Source organism: Streptomyces graminilatus (assembly GCF_001418565.1).
Classification (GTDB): Bacteria; Actinomycetota; Actinomycetes; order Streptomycetales; family Streptomycetaceae; genus Streptomyces; species Streptomyces graminilatus.
In genome coordinates this window covers 1-20,520 of sequence record NZ_LIQQ01000156.1, presented here as the reverse complement: position 1 = coordinate 20,520, position 20,520 = coordinate 1, and the positions used below count along the sequence as shown (strand labels likewise).

Genomic DNA, 20,520 nt, shown 5'->3' with positions numbered 1-20,520 from the left:
TCCCGCTGAGCTAATCGTCCTTGGAGGTGGAGACGGGATTTGAACCCGTGTAGACGGCTTTGCAGGCCGTTGCCTCGCCTCTCGGCCACTCCACCAGGAGTGCGGGGGTTCGGGAAGATCCCCCACTTCCATGCGAGCGGACGACCAGGTTCGAACTGGCGACCTCAACCTTGGCAAGGTTGCGCTCTACCAACTGAGCTACGTCCGCATGTCGTTTCGAGGCGCTCTCGCGTCCCGGCGACGTGTTGAACTCTAGCGGATTCCGGGGCCAGCACAAAAACGCGTTTGTGCAGCGTGCTGCGCTGTGCCCGCTCGAAGACATGGTCAGGGCACCCGCAGGACACCCGCCATAGACTCGGCGGTGTGTCCGATCTCGCTCCGCTCGCCCGCTTCGGCGGTCTCGTCGCCACCGGTCTCCTCGATGTCACCAGCGATCCCGAAGCCCTCGACTCCACCGGTTTCTGGGCCGTGTCCGCGGACTACGGCGGCCGTCTGACCTGCGCGCGCTTCCAGGACGTACGAGAGGAACGGGTGCCGGCGCCGAGGTCGGGACCGGGGGAGTGGCGGGGCCCGGCCGCCGGTGACTGGACGTCGTCCCTCGACCGCGCCGCGTACACGGCGGGAGTTCGCCGGATCCGCGAGCACATCGCGGCCGGCGAGGTCTATCAGGCGAACCTCTGCCGCGTACTGTCCGCGCCCGTCGCACCCGGCGCGGACGTGGACGCGCTGACCTCGCTGCTCGCGCACGGCAACCCGGCACCGTACGCAGGAACGATCCGCCTGCCCGCGCAGGGCGTAGAGATAGCCACCGCGTCCCCCGAACTCTTCCTCCGCCGGACCGGCCGGACCGTCGAATCGGGCCCGATCAAGGGCACCGGACGCACCGAGGCGGATCTCCTGGAGAAGGACTACGCGGAGAACGTGATGATCGTGGACCTCGTCCGCAACGACATCGGACGCGTCTGCGCGACCGGCTCGGTGACCGTCCCCGAACTGTGCGTCGTCGAGAAGCACCCGGGACTGGTCCACCTCGTGTCGACGGTACGGGGCGAGCTGCGCCCGCACACCGGCTGGCCGGAACTGCTCGCGGCGGCCTTTCCGCCCGGCTCGGTCACCGGCGCGCCCAAGTCGAGCGCCCTGCGCATCATCGACGCCCTGGAGACGGCACCCCGGGGCCCGTACTGCGGAGGCATCGGCTGGGTCGACGCCGACCGGGGCACGGGCGAACTGGCTGTAGGCATACGCACCTTCTGGATCGACCGGGCAGCCGGCCTGCTGCGCTTCGGTACCGGAGCGGGCATCACCTGGGGTTCGGACCCCGAGGCGGAGTGGCGGGAGACCGAACTGAAGGCGGCCCGGCTGCTCGCGGTAGCGTCGGGAGGGTACGAGGTGAGCGGCAGTGGAGAGGAATCGTTGACGTGAAGCTTTGGCTGGACGGCGGGCTGCGGGACATCGAGTCCGCCCGCGTCTCCGTGTTCGATCACGGGCTGACCGTGGGCGACGGCATCTTCGAGACGCTGAAGGCGGTCCACGGCCGGCCGTTCGCGCTCACCCGCCACCTGGACCGGCTGACCCGCTCGGCCCGTGGCCTCGGTCTGCCCGACCCCGACCTCGACGAGGTCCGCCGCGCCTGCACGGCCGTACTCGACGCCAACCCGATGCCCCTGGGCCGCCTGCGGATCACGTACACCGGCGGTCACGGACCCCTCGGCTCCGACCGGGGGGAGCACGGCACGACCCTGGTGGTCGCCGTCGGCGAGTCCGCCCGGCGCCCTGACACCACCGCCGTGATCACGGTCCCCTGGACGCGCAACGAACGCGGAGCCGTCACCGGCCTGAAGACCACGTCGTACGCCGAGAACGTCGTCGCCCTCGCCAGGGCACGCGAACAGGACGCGTCCGAGGCGCTGTTCGGCAACACGGTCGGACGGCTGTGCGAGGGCACGGGGTCGAACGTGTTCGTCGTCCTGGACGGCGAGCTCCACACCCCGCCGCTCGCCTCCGGCTGCCTCGCCGGTGTCACGCGCGCACTCGTCGTCGAGTGGACGGGCGCCAAGGAGACCGACCTGCCGCTGGACGTCCTGGAGAGCGCCGACGAGATCTTCCTGACGTCCACCCTGCGGGACGTACAGGCCGTACTGCGCGTCGACGACCGCCAACTCCCGGGCGTACCGGGCCCGGTGACGGCCAAGGCGATGCGGGTCTTCGACGAGCGGGCGGGAGACGATCTCGATCCCTGATCGGGAGACACGGCAGACACGGGGATACGGGAGACACGGGGGACAGGTTCGAGGAAGGTCGCGGGAAAAGAAGCTGACGGCCGACTCCGCAGCGGGTAGAACACCCCTGATGACCACAACCCTGCGGCCGACCGAGCCGCTGCAGCACGAGGCCGACGGAACGCGTTCACGCCGCTATCAGGTGTGCGTGAACAGCCGTCCCGTCGGCACGCTACATCTCGGCACCCATCCCGCCTTCGGCGACGCGGTGGCGAAGATCCTGGACCTCCGCATCGACGAGAGCGACCGGCGGCGCGGCCGGGCCACGGTGGCGGCGCTCGCCGCGGAGGAGGTGGCGCGCGGCTGGGGCTGCCGGCGCATGGAGGCCTCCGTCGCGGCCGACTCGCCGACGGCACTGCGGCTCGCGACCGCGCTCGGGTACGTGCTGCGCAACCGGCGCATGAAGAAGGCGCTCGGCGTCACCCCGCCCGCACTGCCCGCCGGCAGCCGGGGCCGGCCCATGACGGAGGCCGAGTTCGTGGTGTGGGAGGAGGCCGGCCGGCTGGCCTTCGCGGAGGACTGGATCGCGCGGGGCGTACCGGCGGCGGAGGCCCACGCCAAGGCGAAACGGGACCACGAGGTGCTGCTGCCGCAGGGCGTGGCCAGCGAGGGCATGACGTTCAGCGTCCTGGAGCACGAGGGCACCCGGGTCGGCACCCTGTGGACGGGCACCCTCGACGGCCTGGGCTTCGTCTACGACGTCGAGACCGAAGAGGAGCACCGGGGCAAGGGCCACGGCCGCTCCCTCATGCTCCTGGCGGAGGCCCAGTCGATCGAGGGCGGACGGTCGGAGATCTCCCTGAACGTCTTCGCGGGCAACACCCCGGCCGAACGCCTCTACGAGTCCTTGGGGTACGAGACGCTGACCCACCACCTGTACAAGGACCTGCTGTAGGCCGACGGCCGGGCACCTCCGGGCGTGGGTGGCGTGCGGGGTCAGGCGTCCTGCCCGGCCAGCAGCCGGTCCACGATCTCCTCGATCCGTTCCCGCAGCCCTTCCTGGCTCTTGCCGCCGTCGAGGCGCTCACCGGCGACGACGTACGTCGGTGTGCCGGTCACGCCGATGGCCTTGCCCTCGGCCTGGTCGGCGTCGACGATCAGGATGTGCCGGCCGTCGATCAGCGCGGTGTCGAACTCCTCTGCGTCCAGCCCGAGTTCACCGGCCACCTCGACCAGGAAGGGTTCACCCCTACGGTCCAGCTCCTCGACCCGGCCGAGCACGGCCTCGACGTACTGCCACGCCTGCCCCTGCTCCGCCGCCTCCTCGGCGGCCTGCGAGGCGGCGAAGGAGTGCTTGTGCTTCTCCAGCGGGAAGTGCCGCAGCCGCAGCTCCAGCCGGTCGCCGTAGCGGGCACGCAGGGCGCGTACGTCGTCCAGGGCGGTGCGGCAGTCCGGGCACTGGAGCTCGCACCAGACCTCGACGACGGGGACGGAGGCCGGGGCGGGAGTGCCGGCGGGGGCGGGGGAGGAGTCGCTCATGGTCACCAGTTTCCCAGCCCCGGCGGTGCCCGTCGTACGAGGGGCACCGGGTCCTGCGGAGGAGGCGACCCGGAGATGTCCCTGATGTCCGGCCGGAGCATGGCATCCGGGGGGCCGGGCGGTGCAGGATGGAAGGGACGAAGCGCACCGGTGCGACCGAACCGCGCACCTGTGCGCCCGAACCCTGCCTGGAGGACCGGATGATTGCCGAGACAGTCTGTTCCGCCGTCTCCGCGGCCGGCCTGGGCATCGCGGTGGTCACGGCGTACCGCAAGCGTTTCCTCGCGGCGGCACGTATCGCCGCGTACTCGCTGGTTCCCGTCGGCCTGGTGATGACCGGCGTGGTCGGGTGGGCGGCCGACACCGCCTTCAGCCCCTCCGCCTGGGCGGGCTTCGGCGTGCTCGGCGGCGCCTGGCTGCTCTTCGTGACCACCCGTGCGGTGGAGCGGCGCAGGAGCGGCACCCGGGAACGCCAGGACATACCGGCCGCGCAGCGCGGGGTGGTGGCTCCTGCGGCCTCCGCGCCCTCACTGGGCCCGGGGCAGGGCAGGACCTCACGTCCGGCGGCCCGTCCGGCGGCCCAGCCGACGTCCAAGCCGCGCGGCGGCGGCGCAGGGGACGACTTCAGCGACATCGAGGCGATCCTGAAGAAGCACGGCATATGACGAGGCAGCCGGGGTGACGTGCTGATCACGTCTGAAACGACACAAACGGCCGGGAGGCGACGCAGGGCGCCCGGAAGTGATCATGACTCGCCGAGGACATTAAGGAATTTGGCGAACTACCGCACATTCCGGGTGTGTTGATCGCGTAGAGGGTGGCGGCTGCGTCATCATCGCGGCGAGATGCTGGACACAACACAGAGCGAGGCCGTGCCGCCGAAGGACGAGCCGCGCGGGTGCCTCTTCGCCCTTTCCCAGCCACCGCTGATGATCTTCCTTGCGGTGATCGGGTGTCTGCTGCTCATGGCTTCGTTGCACGATCTGCTGTTGCTGTGAGCTGTACACGCCAGTCCCCGGCGCCACCCGCCGGGGGCTGCGTCAGCACCGGAGGCAGGTTCTCCGCCTGTCAGTCCGTCGACTCGGCCGGTCGACTCGGCCTGCCGACTCAGCCCGCCGACTCAGCCCGTCGACTCCTTGCGGCGCGCCCGGTAGGCCGCCACGTGGAGCCGGTTTCCGCAGGTTCGGCTGTCGCAGTAGCGGCGCGACCGGTTGCGGGAGACGTCGACGAAGGCGTGCCGGCAGTCCGGGGCCTCGCACCGCCGCAGCCGCTCGTGCTCGCCGGCGACCACGAAGAACGCGAGGGCCATCCCGCAGTCGGCGGCCAGGTGGTCCGCGATGGACGCGCCCGGGGCGAAGTAGTGCACGTGCCAGTCGTAGCCGTCGTGGTCGGTGAGCCGGGGCGTGGTGCCCGCGGCGGCGACCAGCTCGTTGATGACGGTGGCGGCGGTCCGGGCGTCCTGGGCCGCGAACACACCGGAGAACCGGCCCCGGATCCTGTGCACGGCGGCGAGATCGAGCTCCGACAGCACGCCGATGTCACTCATGCTGTGCTTTCGTGCGAAATCCTCGAGCGCGTCGACATCGGGCAGTCCGTCCGTCGAGCCGTCCGTCGAGTCGTCCTCCGGTGCGGTGTTCACCAGATCGACCACGGTGTCGAGGGCGCACCGGGTGTCGTGGGTGATCAGCACGTTGCTCTCCCTGGCCTGCCTGGGCGGTCGGGCGGGCACCCGCCCGCCGATGCTGGCCGATGGTAGTGGCTCACAGCGACGGAGGTGAGCCTCGGCCGTGGCGGGACCGGAGAAGCTAAGTTTGTCGTGACATCTGCACATATGGATATGCGGACACACCGTCGCCGCCCCGCGGAGACCCGCGGGGCGGCGACGGTGTGCCATATGCGGTTGTGACCCGAGCCGTCTCCCCGAGTGGACGGCGCCGGGCGGCTCAGTGGGGTCCTCGTCCTAGCTTTCCGCCAGGATGTGTGACAGTTCCTGGTCGAGGTCGAAGTGGCGGTGTTCCGTGCCGGGTGGCACGGCGGCGTCCGTTCGCTTCAGGAAGGACTCCAGGGCTCGTGCGGGTGCTTCGAGCAGGGCCTCGCCCTCCGGGGAGCTGAGGGCGATGCAGACAACGCCCTGACCGTGGCTCCGGGACGGCCAGACTCGGACGTCACCGGTGCCGGTGGGCCGGTGGAGGCCCTCCGCGAGCAGGTCGCGGGCGAACACCCACTCGACGGTTTCCTCGGCTCCGGTGTGGAAGGTGGCGTGCACGGCGTAGGGATCGGCCGTGTCATACCGCAGTCCTGCGGGAACGGGCAGTGAGGACTCGCTCGACACAACGAGGCGCAGGTGCAGCTCGCAGCTGACCGTGGTGTTCATAAGCGCCAAGGCCTTTCGCTCAGTGTGCGCTCGGGGATTCGCACGTCGGCGAAATCGACATGCCACCTACGGTGCCGTTGTAAACCCCTCTGAGGGTTTTGCGTGCCTTTACGTAACTCTTCCGGCCGACGGCCGGTTCGTCGGCTACGACCATTCCGGTGACCGGTTTCTGTCCGGTAGGTTTGGCTGTATGAATACGGGGAGTGACAAGCCGGTCGAGGCCGTCGTGACACCAGATGAGACCGGGGCCGGTGCGGCCGCTGGTGAGCGTGAGCTCGGGTCGAGGGCGCCGGAATTCATCAAGGCGCGCCGCATGCTGCATGTGAGCTGGCAGGTCGGCGTGTTCGTCGTGGGCCTCGCGGTGGTGGGCGCCGGCATCGTCATGCTGCCACTGCCCGGACCGGGCTGGCTGGTGATCTTCGGCGGTATGGCGATCTGGGCGACCGAGTTCGTCTGGGCCCAGTTGGTGCTGCGCTGGACCAAGCGCAAGGTCACCGAGGCGACACAGCGCGCGCTCGACCCCAGGGTGCGCCGCCGCAACATCATCCTGACGACGGTCGGCCTGGTGATCGTGGCGGTTCTCGTCGGGATCTACGTATGGAAGTTCGGGCTGGAAATGCCCTGGAAGATCAAGGATCAGTGATCCCGGCTCGTGTCCGGGGCACCCCCTGACATGGGGTAATGTTCTCTCTGTGTCCGGGCGATTAGCTCAGTGGGAGAGCGCTTCGTTCACACCGAAGAGGTCACTGGTTCGAACCCAGTATCGCCCACCGGATCGAGTGCGGCCCGTGTCCACGGAAACGTGGACACGGGCCGCATTTTTTGTTCGGCTTCGTCCGGCAGGCGTCGGCCGGTGCCGGCCTCGGCCGCCCCCTGGCGTATGCCGCCCCCTGTCATCGGCCGCCCCTGTCATCGGCCGGCGCTGACGTCGGTCGGGTCCCAGTCGTGCGACCCGGCTCGACCTGGCCGGCTCGACCCGACCCGGCTCGACTCCCCACTCCGCACGGCCCCCTGGCCCGCCTCAACTCCGCACCCGGCAGGCCTGTTTCGGCCCTGGCCCAGAGAAATCCTGTGCGAATCATTGACGCATTCCGGGACCCTCCGTACCTTGTGCCAGCAAGCGCTTACTTGAAACGATTCACGCACGAGCCAACGACGTTACGGGGAGGGCCCACTGTGCCTGAGAACGGAAATGTTGAGCGGCGGACGATCCTCAGGGTGGCCGGAGCGTCGGCGGCCGGGCTGGGGCTGACGGCGACGGCCGGGTGCGGTGGTGACAGCGATGCCGGAGATGGGTCGGTGACACTCCGTTACGCGTGGTGGGGTGGCGAACCGCGCACCCTCGCCATCAAGAAGACGATCGCGCTCTTCGAGAAGAAGTATCCGAAGATCAGGATCAAGCCTGAATTCACCGACTACGCGGCGTTCTGGGAGAAGTTCCAGACCCAGGCCTCCGGTGGAAATCCGCCGGACGTTTTCCAGAATGCGGTCGGCTTTCTCCGCAAGTACGACAAGCGTGGCGTTCTGATGGATCTCAAGACCCAGGCGGACGCCGGGAATCTGAGCCTGGAGAACTTCCGCAACGGTGTTCTGGCGAACGGTCAGGTCGACGGCAAACAGCTCGGCGTACCCGTCGGCGCCAACACCATGGCACTCGTCATCGACGTCAAGGCCTTCGCGAAGGCGGGCGTGGAGGCGAAGTTCGGCTGGACCTGGGACGAGTACTTCGCCGCCCTGCAGACGATCCAGGACAAGCTGAGGATCGCCGGTGACACCGGCTACTTCACCATCATGTACCTCTACGACCTGTACCTGCGCCAGCACGGCAAGGCCTTCTTCACCGACACCGGTCTCGGTTTCACCGAGGACGATCTGACGCAGTGGTGGGCCGACGGCTACAAACGGGTGAAGTCCGGGCTTGTCGCCGACCCCAAGAAGATCGAGCAGGTCTCGCCCAAGTCCGGCCTGTCGGCGGGGCTCGCCGCGTCCGAATTCACCTGGGACAACTTCTCCATCCGCTACGAGGGCGAGGGCGAGTCCGACTACGGGCTCGCGCCGATCCCCACCACGAACGGCAAGGACACCGGCCAGTACCTAGGCTCGCTGATGCTCAGCGCCTTCTCCGGAACCAAGCACCCGAAGGAGGCAGCCCAGTTCATCGGCTTCATGGTCCACGACCCCGAGGCCGGCCGGATCATGGGCTACGACCGGGGCATCCTCGCCACCACCGAGCAGTACGACGCCTTCAAGCCGACCGACCCCAACAACAAGGGCGTCGCGGCCTACGAGGACGAGGTCGCCAAGGCCGGCGTACTCGGGAAGATCACCCCGCACCCGTCCGGCGCGGACGTCGTCGAGGCGGCCTTCCTGCGCATCGGCGGTGAGATCGCCCAGGGCCGGACCAAGCCGGCCGACGGGGCGAAGGCGCTGTTCGGCGAGGCCGAGGCAGCGTTCGCGGGCTGAGGGGACGTACCGCCATGACACTCGTCGAAGAATCGCCTGTGCACGCGGTGCGCAAGAGGTCGGCCGCTCCTGGTGCCGGGCGGCGCGGGCGGCGCCAGGAGAACCTCGCCGGCTATCTCTTCATGTCGCCGTGGATCGCGGGGTTCCTGCTGCTCACGGCGGGGCCGATGATCGCGTCGCTGTACTACGCGTTCACCAGCTACAACCTGTTCACACCGCCCAAGTGGGTGGGGCTGGACAACTTCACCACCATGTTCCAGGACCCGCGCTGGCAGAAGTCGGTAGAGGTCACGCTGAAGTACGTCGTCGTGGCCACACCGCTGAAGCTGCTCCTCGCGCTCGGCGTGGCCATGCTGCTCGCGCAGCGGCGACGCGGACAGGCGCTGTACCGGGCGGCCTTCTACCTGCCGTCGCTCATCGGCGCCAGCGTCTCCGTGGGGTTCGTCTGGCGGGCGCTGTTCTCCGACGACGCCGTCGTGGACCGTACACAGAAGATCTTCGGCATCGACGCCGGCGGCTGGATCGGCAACCCGGACTACGTCCTGTACGCCCTGGTCGCGCTGAGCATCTGGCAGTTCGGCGCGCCGATGGTCATCTTCCTGGCCGGGCTCAAGCAGGTGCCGAGGGAGCTGTACGAGGCGGCCGAGATGGACGGGGCCGGCCCGGTCCGGCGGTTCTGGAACATCACACTGCCGATGCTGTCCCCCGTGCTCTTCTTCAACGTCCTGCTGGAGTCCATCCACGCGTTCCAGGTGTTCGGCTCCGCCTACGTCGTCTCCGACACCCGGTGCGGGCCCGCCGACGCCACCCTCGTCTACACCTGTTACCTCTACCAGAAGGGCTTCAAGGAGTCCCAGATGGGCTTCGCCTCCGCGATGGCCTGGACACTGGTGGTCGCGGTCGCGCTCGTCACGGCGGTCCTGTTCTGGTCGCAGAAGAAGTGGGTGCACTACGAGGAGGCCGCCAAGTGAGCGGTACCACCAGTGCCAGTGCCAGCGCCAGTGCTGTCGCGCGTCCCGCGAACGGGCGACGGCGTATCGGATCCGTCGCCTGGCACGTGGGCGCGCTGCTCGTGCTCGCGGTCGTCCTCTACCCGGTGGTCTGGGTGCTCGGCGCCTCGTTCAAGCCGAGCGAGGACATCGTCGCCAGCCTCGACCTGCTGCCCGCCAAACCGGTCTGGACGAACTTCTCCGGGCTCGCCGACGGCATCTCGGACATCTCCATCGGCAGTTTCTTCGGCAACTCGCTGATGTACGCGGGCCTGGCCGTCGTCGGCGTGGTGATGTCCAGCTCGCTGACCGCGTACGCCTTCGCCAAGATCCGGTTCGCCGGGCGGAACCTGCTGTTCACGCTGATGATCGGCACCCTGCTGCTGCCGTACCACGTGCTGCTCATCCCGCAGTACGTGCTCTTCCGCCACCTCGGCTACATCGACACGCTCGTGCCGCTCGTCGCGGGCAAGTTCCTCGCCGTGGAGGCGTTCTTCGTCTTCCTGATGGTCCAGTTCATGCGCGGGCTGCCGCGCGAACTGGACGAGGCCGCCAAGCTCGACGGCTGCGGGCATCTGCGGACCTACTGGTCCATCGTGCTGCCGCTGAGCCGGCCCGCCGTCATCACCAGCGCCATCTTCACCTTCATCAACGCGTGGAACGACTTCATGGGACCGTTGATCTACCTCAACACCCCCTCCAAGTACACCGTTTCGCTCGGCCTGATGATGTTCCGCGACCAGGAGGGCATCTCCGACTACGGCAGCATGATCGCCATGTCACTGGTGGCGCTCGTGCCGGTCGTCGCCTTCTTCATGGCCTTCCAGCGCTATCTCATCGACGGTATGGCGACCTCCGGACTGAAGTGAAGCGGGCGAGGCAGAAGGGTGAGGTGGTCACCATGGCCCGAGCACATGTGAAGGCACGCTTCCCGCGCAAGGAGTCGCTGTTCGGCGAGCGCTTCGCTGTCTTCGCCGAGTGCCTGCTCACCGGGGTGTGGATCGCCGTCGCCTGCCTCGGGGTCGTCACCTACCCGGCTGCCTTCGCCGCCGGCTCGCGGCATCTGCGGCGCCGGACGACCCATGTGGGCGGCGGGTGGCGGGAGTTCGTCGCGGACTTCCGGGCGGCCCTGCGCGGCGGGTGGGCCGTCGGGCTCGCCGGCTGGGCGGTCGCCCTCGCGGTGCGGGTGGACATCCTCGCCGCGCGGGCCGGGATTCCCGGCGGGACGTTCGCCGGGGCCGTCGGGGTCTTCGCGCTGCTCGGCGTCGCCGTCGCCCTGCTGCGGGCGGCGGCCGTCTGGACGCCGGGTGCCGCCTGGCGGGCGCTGCTCGCTGACGCCGGGCGCCGCACCGCGCGCGATCCCGCCGGGTCCTTCCTGGTCGTCTGCGGGCTGGCCGTCGTGGCGCTGTCCGCGGGATTCCTCGCGCCGCTGGCGGTGCCCGTTCTGGGGGCTGTCGCGGCGGCGGCCGTCGCCGTGGAGGAGCGCCACCGGCACCGCCACCGCTGACGGGCGGTGCCCACGTCCAAGGGCGGTGCCCCGGCACCGGACCCTCACTGTCATGACCCTGACTGTCCCCGTGTTCGTTCGGCTCGTAAGGCTCGTAAGGGTCGTACGGCTCGTACGGAAGGAAAGGCTGGTCCCTCATGTCCCGAATCCCCCGCAGGTCCCTCCTCAAGGCCGCCGCGGTCGCCGGAGCCGCCGCCCAGTTCAGCTGGGCCCTGGGAGCGAAGGCCGCGCATGCGGAACCCGGAACCGCCGACACCGACCCCGTGACCCTGGACTGGCTGGAGGACGGTGGCCTCGGTGCCGCACCCGGATCCACGGTCGGCGTGCCCTGGCCCAAGGGCGCCTACGACGCCGACCAGACCTTCGCGCTCACCGACGCCGACGGCAAGGCCGTACCCGTGCAGTCCTGGCCGCTCGCCCACTGGCCCGACGGCACCCTCAAGTGGACCGCCCACGCGGTGAGTTCGGGCGGGAGGTCGATGACGGGGAAGCTGACGCTCGCCGCCGGGGTCCCCGAGACGCCCGCCTCGAAGGTCACCGTCGACAGGAGCGGCGGGACCATCGACATCTCGACCGGAGCCATCACCGCGTGCATCGGCAAGTCCGGCTCCACACTGGTGAAGTCGGTCAAACGCGGCTCCACCGAGATCGCCAGGAACGGGCGGCTCGTCCTCATCCGCCAGCCCGAGATCGAGGACGAGGACCAGGGCGCCATCAGATTCGAGCGCTTCGAGAGTGCCATCGGCAAGGTCGAGGTCGAACAGGACGGACCGGTAAGGGCGGTGGTCCGCATCGACGGCAAACACCGTAAGGGCAGCCGAAGTTGGCTCCCCTTCTCCATCCGCCTCTACTTCTACGCCGGCGCCGACTCCTTCCGCATGGTCCACACCATCACGTACGACGGCACACAGGAGCCCGGCAGGGCGAGCGGCGACTTCATCCGGGGCATCGGCGTCCGCTTCGCCGTGCCGATGCGAGACGCGTCGTACGACCGGCACATCCGGATCGGCGGCGACGGCACCGGACTGCTGCGCGAGGCCGTCAAGGGCATCACCGGGCAGCGGCGCGACCCCGGAGCGGCCGTCCAGGCGGCCCAGTTCGCGGGGGAGAAGCTGCCCGACCCCGCCACCTGGGACCAGCGGGTCACCACCCGCCTCCAGTACATCCCCGAGTGGGGCGACTACACCCTTTCCCAGCTCTCGGCGGACGGCTTCACCCTCCGCAAGCGCACCAAGAAGGGACACGGCTGGATCGCCGCCGGCGGCGGCAGACGGGCCTCCGGGTTCGGCTACGTCGGCGGGGCGAGCGGCGGATTCTCCTTCGGCCTGCGGGACTTCTGGGAGAAGCACCCAGCCCAGCTCGACATCCGCGACGCCCACACCGACGAGGCCGAGGTCACCCTCTGGCTGTGGTCGCCCGAGGCCCAGCCGATGGACCTGCGCTTCTACCACGACGGCATGGGCCAGGACACGTACGCCAAGCAGCTCGAAGGCCTCAACATCACGTACGAGGACTACGAACCCGGCTTCGGCACCCCCTACGGCATCGCCCGTACCTCCGAACTCCTCTTCTGGGCCAACGAGTCGACGCCGTCACCGGCGGCACTGGCCCAACAGATCGAGGCGGTGAGGGTGTTGCCCCAGCTGGCCGCCCCGCCCAGGCAACACATCAAGGCCCAGGTCTTCGGCCCGGGGCTCTACTCCGAGCCCGACCGCTCGACGCCCGCCAAGGCCAGGATCGAGGACCACCTCGACTTCCTCTTCACCTACTACAAGGACCAGGTGGAACAACGCCGTTGGTACGGCTTCTGGGACTACGGCGACATCATGCACTCGTACGACACCGCCAGGCACCAATGGCGGTACGACATCGGCGGCTACGCCTGGGACAACTCCGAACTGTCGCCCGACCTCTGGCTCTGGTACGCCTATCTGCGCTCCGGCCGCGCGGACATCTTCCGCTTCGCCGAGGCGATGACCCGGCACACCGGCGAGGTCGACGTCTACCACCTCGGCCAGTGGGCCGGCCTCGGCACCCGGCACGGCGTGCAGCACTACGCGGACAGCGCCAAACAGCAGCGCATCGCCAACACCACCTACCGCCGCTTCTACTACTTCCTCACCGGCGACGAACGCGTCGGCGACCTCATGCACGCCAACGTCGACAGCGACGAGACCTTCCTCGTCCTCGACCCCATCCGCAAGATCCGCACCGAGCCCTACACACCCGACCGGCACGCCCTGTCGATCGGCTTCGGCACCGACTGGAGCGGGCTCGTTTCCGCGTGGCTCACGGAGTGGGAACGCAAGGGGCCCAAGTGGGAGAAGGCCAAGGCGCGCGTGCTGTCCACCATGGAGACCATCGCCGCCCAGCCCAACGGCTTCGTCCAGGGCAGCGGACTGTACGACCTCGACACCGGGAGGTTCGCCGTCGCCGCGGCGCCTGTCGTGGGCGTCTCGCACCTCTCGGCCGTCTTCGGGCTGAACGAGCTGTGCGCCGAATTGATCGACCTGATCGACATGCCCGGCTTCAAGGCGGCCTACCTCGACTACTGCCGCTACTTCAACGCCACCAAGGCCGAACAGGCGGCCCGCTACGGCTCCAACTTCGGCACCCTACTCCTCTTCCAGGGCCACTCGCGGCTCGATGCCTACGCGGCGGTGCGGACCGGTGACCCGAAGCTCGCCACGCGCGCGTGGGACAAGTTCTACAACTCCGACGGCTACCAGGAGTCGGCCCCCTGGCGGACCGAGCCGGTGAGCGGCCCGGTCGCCCTCGTCCCCGGCAGCGAGGCCACCTGGGTGTCCACCAACGACACCGCCCTCTACGGCCTCGCCGCCATCGAGAACCTCGCCCTGCTGGGCGACAGGATGCCTCCGCGGTAGCGCCCACCGCCAAGCGGTTTGAACGAAGCCCGCCCGGACCTGTATTGTTCGGTGCGTTCCCGGGCGATTAGCTCAGTGGGAGAGCGCTTCGTTCACACCGAAGAGGTCACTGGTTCGAACCCAGTATCGCCCACCGGGAGAAGGCCGGTCCGTCATCGACGGACCGGCTTTTCTCATGTCCGGGGTCATGCCGCCGCCGGCATCTCCGGGCGCAGCGGCCACGCCGGGTCGACCGCCTCCGGCGTACCGCTCTTCGTGAACCAGGCCTGAAGGCCCCGTGCCTGCTCCGCGTGCCACATCGCCTGGAGACTGTGCAGTTCGGCCGGGGACAGGCGCTCCAGCCGGGTCGCGAAACGCCGCCCGACCGCCCGTACGACCTCCAGCGAGGCCAGCGCGTCCGCCGCCGCGTCATGGGCACCCTCCAGCGCGACGCCGTAGTGCGCGCACAGGTCCGTGAGGGTGCGGCGGCCCTTGCGGTAGCGGTCCAGGTGTTTGTCCAGGACCCGGGGGTCCAGCACCAGCAGTGGTTTCGAGTCGAACCAGACGTCGAGCGACGAGGCACGATGGCGTCGCAACTCCCGGTCCAGCATGGTCAGATCGAAGGGCGCGTTCATGATGACCAGCGGACGGCCCGCCGCCGCCTGCTCCGCCAGCGCCCTGGCTATCTCCTCCATCACGGGAGACGGCCAGCGGCCGTTGCGCTGAAGATGGTCGTCCGTCAGCCCGTGCACCGCCGTCGCCCCGGCGGGAACGGGCACACCCGGGTTGATCAGCCAGCGACTGACCCGCGGCCGGATGGCCGGACCTTCCTGGACCACGACGGAAGCCGACACGATCCGGTCGGTCTCGACATCCACACCCGTGGTCTCCGTGTCGAACGCGGCCAAAGGGCCCTCGTACCAGCACGTCATACCTATGCAACTCCTTGTTCACCCACGGCAGCTGACGCACCGTCTTCTGCCCGTTTGGTGATACCCGGGCTGTTTGCGCCGTACGCCGGAAGGAGACAACAGAGGTACAGGTTTACGCACTTCACCGGCCTGTCACCATAATTCATCCGGTTTGGAAGGCATTTGGTCATGGCGATAGCGCAGCCCGAGCGGGGCGGGCTGCTGCCCGAGCGGACGGCACCCCTTCGAGGCAACCTCGCCACCACGGCATGTATGGAGACGCTCCAGGTGGGCTATCTGCACGCCGTGGCAGCTGCGGCCGGCTGCTCGCTGTCCCAGCCCTTTCCCGACAACGGCATCGACTGGCACGTCAGCCACAGCGCCCCCGGGCACACGGTCGACGACGAGGTCACCATCAAGGTCCAGCTCAAGTGCACCTACCAGATCGCACCCAACCCGCCGGGCCCGTACTTCTCCTTCGCACTCGACAACGCCCACCTGGCGAAACTCGCCCGCACCCCGGTCTCGGTGCACAAGATCCTGGTCGTGATGCTCGTACCGCGCGCACAGGACGACTGGCTGCGCGCCGGACACGACCGCCTCGACCTGCGGCACTGCTGCTACTGGATCAACCTCGCCGGCCAGCGGACCACCGGCCGGTACCGGACCACCGTGCGGATACCGACCTCACGCATCTTCGACGACCGCGCGCTCTGCGAGATCATGACGCGCGTCGGGACGGGAGGCAGACCGTGACGCACCGGCCCACCGAGGACCCCCTGCGGCCCGTCAGGCCACACCCCGTGGACACCCCCTGGCACGACGAACCACCCCCGCCCGAACAGGTCGACCCCGCCGTGCTCGGCGCCCTGCTGCGCCGGCACGGCTGGCAGCGGCGCGGCGGAGCCGTCGGACGGTACGGACGCTGGACCCCACCAGGGCCCGGCGGCAACGGCACGAGCCTCCTCGTGCCCGAGAGCCGGGCCTTCCCCGACAGCGACGACCTGCTCGCCGAGGCCCTCGTCGCCCTCGCCCGCAGCGGATCACCCTCCGCGCGCGAGGTGCTCGTCGGCCTCGCCGTGCCCAGCGACGAGATCCGCTGGTGGCGGGACGTCCCGACCGGCCCCGCGGGCGTCGCCTCCTGGCCAGTCGAGGAGCAACTGCGCTCCGCCGCCCGCCGGATGATGCTCGCCGGCGCCCTCGCCACACGCGCGCGTGCCGGCTACTACGGCGCCCGCCACCGCAGGACCGCCGACACCCTCCTCGAACACGTCCTCGTCGGCGCCGCCCCCGCGGGCCGCAGCCTCACCGCTTTCGTCCCCGTCGGCACCGGCCGCCCCCTCGCCGTACGCCTCCACCAGGCCCTGTACGCGGCCCGCGAGGCCATCGACTACCACCGGGCCACCGGCGGCATGGACGCCTTCGACGGCGCCGTCGAGGCAGGCGTCAGCCACGAGCTGACCGAGGCCCTCGTCGCCCTCGTACGCGGTACGGAGGGCGCCCGGATCGCCGTCGAGTGGGCGCCCGGCGCGGACGTCCCCGAGGGCTGCTCGGCCGGCGCCGAACCCGTCGAGTTCTCCCCGGGCGACCTGCCCGTCCTGCGCGCGGCCGGTGGCCGGTACCTGCGCGAGGAACCGTCGGTGCCGGTCCGCATCACCGGCACGGTCGTACGGATGCGCAGGTCGGGGCCGCGCGGTGAGGGCGCCGTACGCCTGCGGGTGCTGGCCGGCGCCGAGATCCCGCACGTCCGGATGACACTCGACGAGGAGGCGTACCGGATCGCCGGGCACGCCCACCTCGTCGGGCTGCCGGTGCGGGTGCACGGCCGGCTGGAGAGCCGGGGCGGCTTCCGGCGGCTGACCCAGGCCTCCGGTGTCGTACCCGTCCAGGTGGACGAGGCGGAGCGGGACCGGCTCATGAAGTCGCTCCAGGAGAACCTCGATTTCTTCGAGGAGGCGTGCAGCGGCGACGACTGAGGGGGCCGAGGGCGGGGGCCTCCGGTTATCTGTTTCGCGGTGGGCGGGTCGGGGTCGGTACGATCCTCACCTGCGCGCGCTCTCGGTATGGCGCCGCACCCACCTTCAGTCAGGAGAGACCGGTGTCAGACGTCCGTGTGATCATCCATCGCGATTCCGAGCGGGAAGAGCGCGTGGTGACGACGGGGACTACGGCCGCCGACCTCTTCGCCGGCGAACGTACGATCGTCGCCGCGCGCGTGGGCGGGGAGCTCAAGGACCTCGCGTACGCGGTGGCGGACGGCGAGGAGGTCGAGCCCGTCGAGATCTCCTCCGAGGACGGCCTCAACATCCTGCGCCACTCCACCGCCCACGTGATGGCCCAGGCCGTGCAGGAGCTGTTCCCCGAGGCCAAGCTCGGCATCGGCCCGCCGGTCAAGGACGGCTTCTACTACGACTTCGACGTCGAGAAGCCGTTCACGCCCGAGGATCTCAAGGCCATCGAGAAGAAGATGCAGGAGATCCAGAAGCGCGGGCAGCGGTTCTCGCGCCGTGTGGTGACCGACGAGGCGGCCCGCGAGGAGCTGGCGTCGGAGCCGTACAAGCTGGAGCTGATCGGCATCAAGGGCTCCGCGTCGACCGACGACGGCGCGAACGTCGAGGTCGGCTCCGGCGAGCTGACCATCTACGACAACCTCGACGCCAAGACCGGCGACCTGTGCTGGAAGGACCTCTGCCGGGGTCCTCACCTGCCGACCACCCGTAACATCCCGGCGTTCAAGCTGATGCGCAACGCCGCCGCGTACTGGCGGGGCAGCGAGAAGAACCCGATGCTCCAGCGCATCTACGGCACCGCGTGGCCCTCCAAGGAGGAGCTCAAGGCACACCTCGACTTCCTCATCGAGGCGGAGAAGCGCGACCACCGCAAGCTCGGCAACGAGCTGGACCTCTTCTCCATCCCGGAGCAGATCGGCTCCGGCCTCGCCGTCTTCCACCCCAAGGGCGGCGTCATCCGCCGCGTGATGGAGGACTACTCGCGCCGCCGGCACGAGGAGGAGGGCTACGAGTTCGTCTACACCCCGCACGCGACGAAGGGGAAGCTCTTCGAGACCTCGGGCCACCTGGACTGGTACGCCGACGGCATGTACCCGCCCATGCAGCTCGACGAGGGAGTGGACTACTACCTCAAGCCCATGAACTGCCCGATGCACAACCTGATCTTCGACGCGCGCGGCCGTTCCTACCGTGAACTCCCGCTGCGGCTCTTCGAGTTCGGCACGGTGTACCGGTACGAGAAGTCGGGCGTCGTACACGGCCTGACCCGCGCCCGGGGCTTCACCCAGGACGACGCGCACATCTACTGCACCAAGGAGCAGATGGCGGAGGAGCTCGACAAGACGCTCACCTTCGTCCTCGGCCTGCTGCGCGACTACGGCCTGACCGACTTCTACCTGGAGCTGTCCACCAAGGACCCGGAGAAGTTCGTCGGCTCGGACGAGATCTGGGAAGAGGCCACGGAGACGCTGCGGCAGGTGGCCGAGAAGCAGGGTCTGCCGCTCGTTCCCGACCCGGGCGGCGCCGCGTTCTACGGCCCGAAGATCTCCGTCCAGACCAAGGACGCCATCGGCCGCACCTGGCAGATGTCGACGGTCCAGCTCGACTTCAACCTGCCCGAGCGGTTCGACCTGGAGTACACGGGTCCGGACGGTTCCAAGCAGCGTCCGGTGATGATCCACCGGGCCCTGTTCGGCTCCATCGAGCGGTTCTTCGCCGTGCTCCTCGAGCACTACGCGGGGGCGTTCCCGGCGTGGCTGGCGCCTGTTCAGGCGGTCGGTATCCCGATCGGCGACGGACATGTCGAGTACCTGGAGAAGTTCGCCGCGGAGGCCAAGAGGAAGGGCCTGCGCGTCGAGGTCGACTCGTCGTCCGACCGCATGCAGAAGAAGATCCGCAATGCCCAGAAGCAGAAGGTGCCGTTCATGGTCATCGTCGGCGACGAGGACATGAACGCGGGCACGGTGTCGTTCCGCTACCGCGACGGTTCGCAGGAGAACGGCATTCCGCGTGACGAAGCGCTCGCGAAGCTCGTTGATGTGGTGGAGCGTCGAGTGCAGGTGTGATTGCTCCCCGCCGACGCGGGGGTGGTCCGAAGATCCGGACACAGCAGAAGCTCAACGTTCCGTCGTCCCCGCCAACGCGGGGATTCAGGCCCCCGGGGAATTCCCCGGGGGCCTCTCGTCGCCCTCCCGCGAGAACACCTGCACCAGCCACGACGCGAACGACCCCGTCACCGCCCCCAGCAGGGCCAGCCCGCATGCCATCAGGCCCACCGCGATCAGTCGGCCGACCGGAGTGACGGGCGAGAAATCGCCGTACCCGACGGTCGCGAGCGTCTCGCAGGTCCACCACACCGCGTCGCCGAACGTCCGGATCGTCGCGCCGGGCGCGGAGTGCTCCTGCTGGTACACGGCCAGGGCGCCCGCGAACCCGAGCAGTGTCACCGACAGACCCGTGTACACGATCACGCGCGCGTGCAGCGCGAGCCGGGGCCGGCCACGCCGGCGCAGTACGACGTCGTGAACCTTGACCATACGTAGCGGGCGCAGCAGGGGCAGCACCATGACGAGGATGTCCAGCCAGTGCGTGAGGACGAATCGCGGGCCTTCGCCGCTCAGCCGCCACCGCACCGCGTAGTCGAGCACGAAGAGCGCCCAGGTGCCCAGCAGCACGGCGAGGCAGAGGTCCTGTCCGGCGTCGGACGGATCGAGGGCCAGTACGCGGACCGCGTACGCGGCGAGAAACAGCAGTGACGCGACTCCGAGAGGGATCTCGGTGTGCCGCTCCCAGCGTTCCGTGCGGCTGTCGTCGTCCATGCCGACAGCTTGGCCGCGGGTGTCCCGGCGCGTGCCCCGGCGACACGCTCCATATGGGCGAAGCAATATGCTGCATGGCATGACGAGTGAGCCGGAGCAGCAGATCGGAGTCGGGACACAGGACGCGTTTCAGCGCCTGTGGACGCCTCACCGGATGGCGTACATCCAGGGTGAGAACAAGCCGACCGGTCCGGGGGCCGACGACGGCTGTCCCTTCTGCTCGATCCCGGCCAAGTCCGACGAGGACGGCCTCATCCTTCAGCGCGGTGAGCAGGTCTACGCGGTGCTGAATCTGTACCCGTACACGGGTGGCCATCTGATGGTCGTGCCGTACCGGCATGTCGCCGACTACACGGACCTGACGGATTCCGAGACCGCTGAACTGGCCGAGCTGACCAAGCAGGCGATGACGGCCCTGCGCAAGGCGTCCGGGGCGCACGGTTTCAACATCGGGATGAACCAGGGCACGGTGGCGGGCGCGGGCATCGCGGCCCATCTGCACCAGCACATCGTCCCGCGCTGGGGCGGCGACACGAACTTCATGCCGGTGGTGGGCCACACCAAGGTGCTGCCTCAACTGCTGGGCGACACAAGGAAGATGCTGGCGGAGGCATGGACCGCACCCGCCGACCCGTCGGACCCCTGAGGCCGAGGCCAGCACCGTCCAGCCTGTCGACCTCAGCCCGTCCACCTCTTGGGGCTGAGGCCCGCACCATCCAGCCCGTTGGGGGTGCCCCCTCTGGGGGAGTTTGAGGACGAGGCCCCTTCAGGGCCGAAAGCGGGGGTCTGGGGGCGGCAGCCCCCAGAGGACGCACACCCCCACCAC

The 20,520-nt window shown here is 69.2% G+C and carries 20 protein-coding genes and 4 tRNA genes; 17 read left to right on the top strand and 7 right to left on the bottom strand.

The window, feature by feature from the left end:
• Positions 1-21 precede the first annotated feature (21 nt).
• A tRNA-Cys gene (locus AOK08_RS15495) sits at positions 22-95 on the bottom strand.
• A 40-nt stretch (positions 96-135) separates the two neighbouring features.
• Positions 136-208: transfer RNA gene (locus AOK08_RS15490), tRNA-Gly, on the bottom strand.
• A gap of 155 nt (positions 209-363) precedes the next feature.
• Between AOK08_RS15490 and AOK08_RS15485 the strand changes: the two genes are divergently transcribed.
• The 3 genes from AOK08_RS15485 to AOK08_RS15475 all read left to right on the top strand — a co-directional run bounded on the left by AOK08_RS15485 (position 364) and on the right by AOK08_RS15475 (position 3,174).
• On the top strand, positions 364-1,422 hold the full coding sequence (locus tag AOK08_RS15485) for a chorismate-binding protein (protein WP_055526146.1): 1,059 nt from the start codon (positions 364-366) through the stop codon (positions 1,420-1,422).
• Complete coding sequence (locus AOK08_RS15480; protein WP_055526145.1) at positions 1,419-2,240, top strand: aminotransferase class IV; 822 nt, start codon at positions 1,419-1,421, stop codon at positions 2,238-2,240. Before AOK08_RS15485 ends, AOK08_RS15480 begins: the two co-directional genes overlap by 4 nt.
• 109 nt (positions 2,241-2,349) lie before the next feature.
• On the top strand, positions 2,350-3,174 hold the full coding sequence (locus AOK08_RS15475; RefSeq protein ID WP_055526144.1) for a GNAT family N-acetyltransferase: 825 nt from the start codon (positions 2,350-2,352) through the stop codon (positions 3,172-3,174).
• A 41-nt stretch (positions 3,175-3,215) separates the two neighbouring features.
• Here the strand turns inward: AOK08_RS15475 and AOK08_RS15470 are convergent, their stop codons facing one another.
• Positions 3,216-3,758 (bottom strand): DsbA family protein, encoded by a 543-nt coding sequence (locus tag AOK08_RS15470; protein WP_055526149.1) that lies wholly within the window; start codon positions 3,756-3,758, stop codon positions 3,216-3,218.
• Positions 3,759-3,958: 200 nt separating this feature from the next.
• Here AOK08_RS15470 and AOK08_RS15465 point away from each other — a divergent pair, with 200 nt between their 5' ends.
• Both AOK08_RS15465 and AOK08_RS46445 read left to right on the top strand, forming a co-directional pair.
• Positions 3,959-4,423 carry a hypothetical protein gene (locus tag AOK08_RS15465; RefSeq protein WP_055526148.1) on the top strand — a complete coding sequence of 155 codons (465 nt, stop codon included), beginning with the start codon at positions 3,959-3,961 and terminating at the stop codon, positions 4,421-4,423.
• A gap of 180 nt (positions 4,424-4,603) precedes the next feature.
• Entirely contained in the window at positions 4,604-4,756 is a 153-nt protein-coding gene (locus AOK08_RS46445) for a hypothetical protein (RefSeq protein ID WP_006375961.1), read from the top strand.
• 122 nt (positions 4,757-4,878) lie between these two features.
• On the opposite strand, the gene AOK08_RS15460 is transcribed toward AOK08_RS46445, so the two are convergent.
• Positions 4,879-5,448 (bottom strand): CGNR zinc finger domain-containing protein, encoded by a 570-nt coding sequence (locus AOK08_RS15460; protein WP_055526143.1) that lies wholly within the window; start codon positions 5,446-5,448, stop codon positions 4,879-4,881.
• A gap of 270 nt (positions 5,449-5,718) precedes the next feature.
• Positions 5,719-6,132, bottom strand: a complete 414-nt coding sequence (locus AOK08_RS15455; protein WP_004002642.1) for an SsgA family sporulation/cell division regulator — start codon at positions 6,130-6,132, stop codon at positions 5,719-5,721.
• 190 nt (positions 6,133-6,322) lie between these two features.
• Between AOK08_RS15455 and AOK08_RS15450 the strand changes: the two genes are divergently transcribed.
• From AOK08_RS15450 to AOK08_RS15415, 8 genes are all read left to right on the top strand, one after another.
• Positions 6,323-6,775 carry a TIGR02611 family protein gene (locus AOK08_RS15450; RefSeq protein ID WP_055526142.1) on the top strand — a complete coding sequence of 151 codons (453 nt, stop codon included), beginning with the start codon at positions 6,323-6,325 and terminating at the stop codon, positions 6,773-6,775.
• 55 nt (positions 6,776-6,830) lie between these two features.
• A tRNA-Val gene (locus tag AOK08_RS15445) sits at positions 6,831-6,902 on the top strand.
• Positions 6,903-7,308: 406 nt separating this feature from the next.
• Positions 7,309-8,595, top strand: coding sequence for an ABC transporter substrate-binding protein (locus tag AOK08_RS15440; protein ID WP_055526141.1), 1,287 nt, complete (start codon positions 7,309-7,311; stop codon positions 8,593-8,595).
• A 14-nt stretch (positions 8,596-8,609) separates the two neighbouring features.
• Entirely contained in the window at positions 8,610-9,566 is a 957-nt protein-coding gene (locus tag AOK08_RS15435) for a carbohydrate ABC transporter permease (RefSeq protein WP_055526140.1), read from the top strand.
• Complete coding sequence (locus tag AOK08_RS15430) at positions 9,563-10,453, top strand: carbohydrate ABC transporter permease (protein WP_055526139.1); 891 nt, start codon at positions 9,563-9,565, stop codon at positions 10,451-10,453. The genes AOK08_RS15435 and AOK08_RS15430 overlap by 4 nt, the downstream gene beginning before the upstream one ends.
• 32 nt (positions 10,454-10,485) lie before the next feature.
• Entirely contained in the window at positions 10,486-11,091 is a 606-nt protein-coding gene (locus AOK08_RS15425) for a hypothetical protein (protein WP_198539276.1), read from the top strand.
• 137 nt (positions 11,092-11,228) lie between these two features.
• Positions 11,229-13,976: an exo-rhamnogalacturonan lyase family protein gene (locus AOK08_RS15420; protein ID WP_055526138.1), complete on the top strand. Its 2,748-nt coding sequence runs from the start codon at positions 11,229-11,231 to the stop codon at positions 13,974-13,976.
• 61 nt (positions 13,977-14,037) lie between these two features.
• A tRNA-Val gene (locus AOK08_RS15415) sits at positions 14,038-14,109 on the top strand.
• 52 nt (positions 14,110-14,161) lie between these two features.
• Here AOK08_RS15415 and AOK08_RS15410 read toward each other — a convergent pair.
• A complete protein-coding gene (locus AOK08_RS15410; RefSeq protein WP_055526137.1) occupies positions 14,162-14,887 on the bottom strand; it encodes a 3'-5' exonuclease in 726 nt (241 codons plus the stop codon).
• 168 nt (positions 14,888-15,055) lie between these two features.
• On the opposite strand from AOK08_RS15410, the gene AOK08_RS15405 reads away from it, so the two are divergent.
• The 3 genes from AOK08_RS15405 to thrS all read left to right on the top strand — a co-directional run bounded on the left by AOK08_RS15405 (position 15,056) and on the right by thrS (position 18,941).
• Complete coding sequence (locus AOK08_RS15405) at positions 15,056-15,622, top strand: DUF4365 domain-containing protein (RefSeq protein WP_055526136.1); 567 nt, start codon at positions 15,056-15,058, stop codon at positions 15,620-15,622.
• Positions 15,619-16,842, top strand: a complete 1,224-nt coding sequence (locus AOK08_RS15400) for a hypothetical protein (RefSeq protein ID WP_055526135.1) — start codon at positions 15,619-15,621, stop codon at positions 16,840-16,842. The genes AOK08_RS15405 and AOK08_RS15400 overlap by 4 nt, the downstream gene beginning before the upstream one ends.
• A 122-nt stretch (positions 16,843-16,964) precedes the next feature.
• Positions 16,965-18,941: a threonine--tRNA ligase gene (thrS, locus tag AOK08_RS15395; protein WP_055526134.1), complete on the top strand. Its 1,977-nt coding sequence runs from the start codon at positions 16,965-16,967 to the stop codon at positions 18,939-18,941.
• A gap of 84 nt (positions 18,942-19,025) precedes the next feature.
• Here thrS and AOK08_RS15390 read toward each other — a convergent pair whose 3' ends face one another.
• Positions 19,026-19,694: a potassium channel family protein gene (locus AOK08_RS15390; protein WP_055526133.1), complete on the bottom strand. Its 669-nt coding sequence runs from the start codon at positions 19,692-19,694 to the stop codon at positions 19,026-19,028.
• A 67-nt stretch (positions 19,695-19,761) separates the two neighbouring features.
• On the opposite strand from AOK08_RS15390, the gene AOK08_RS15385 reads away from it, so the two are divergent.
• Positions 19,762-20,340: an HIT family protein gene (locus tag AOK08_RS15385; protein ID WP_055526132.1), complete on the top strand. Its 579-nt coding sequence runs from the start codon at positions 19,762-19,764 to the stop codon at positions 20,338-20,340.
• Positions 20,341-20,520 lie beyond the last annotated feature (180 nt).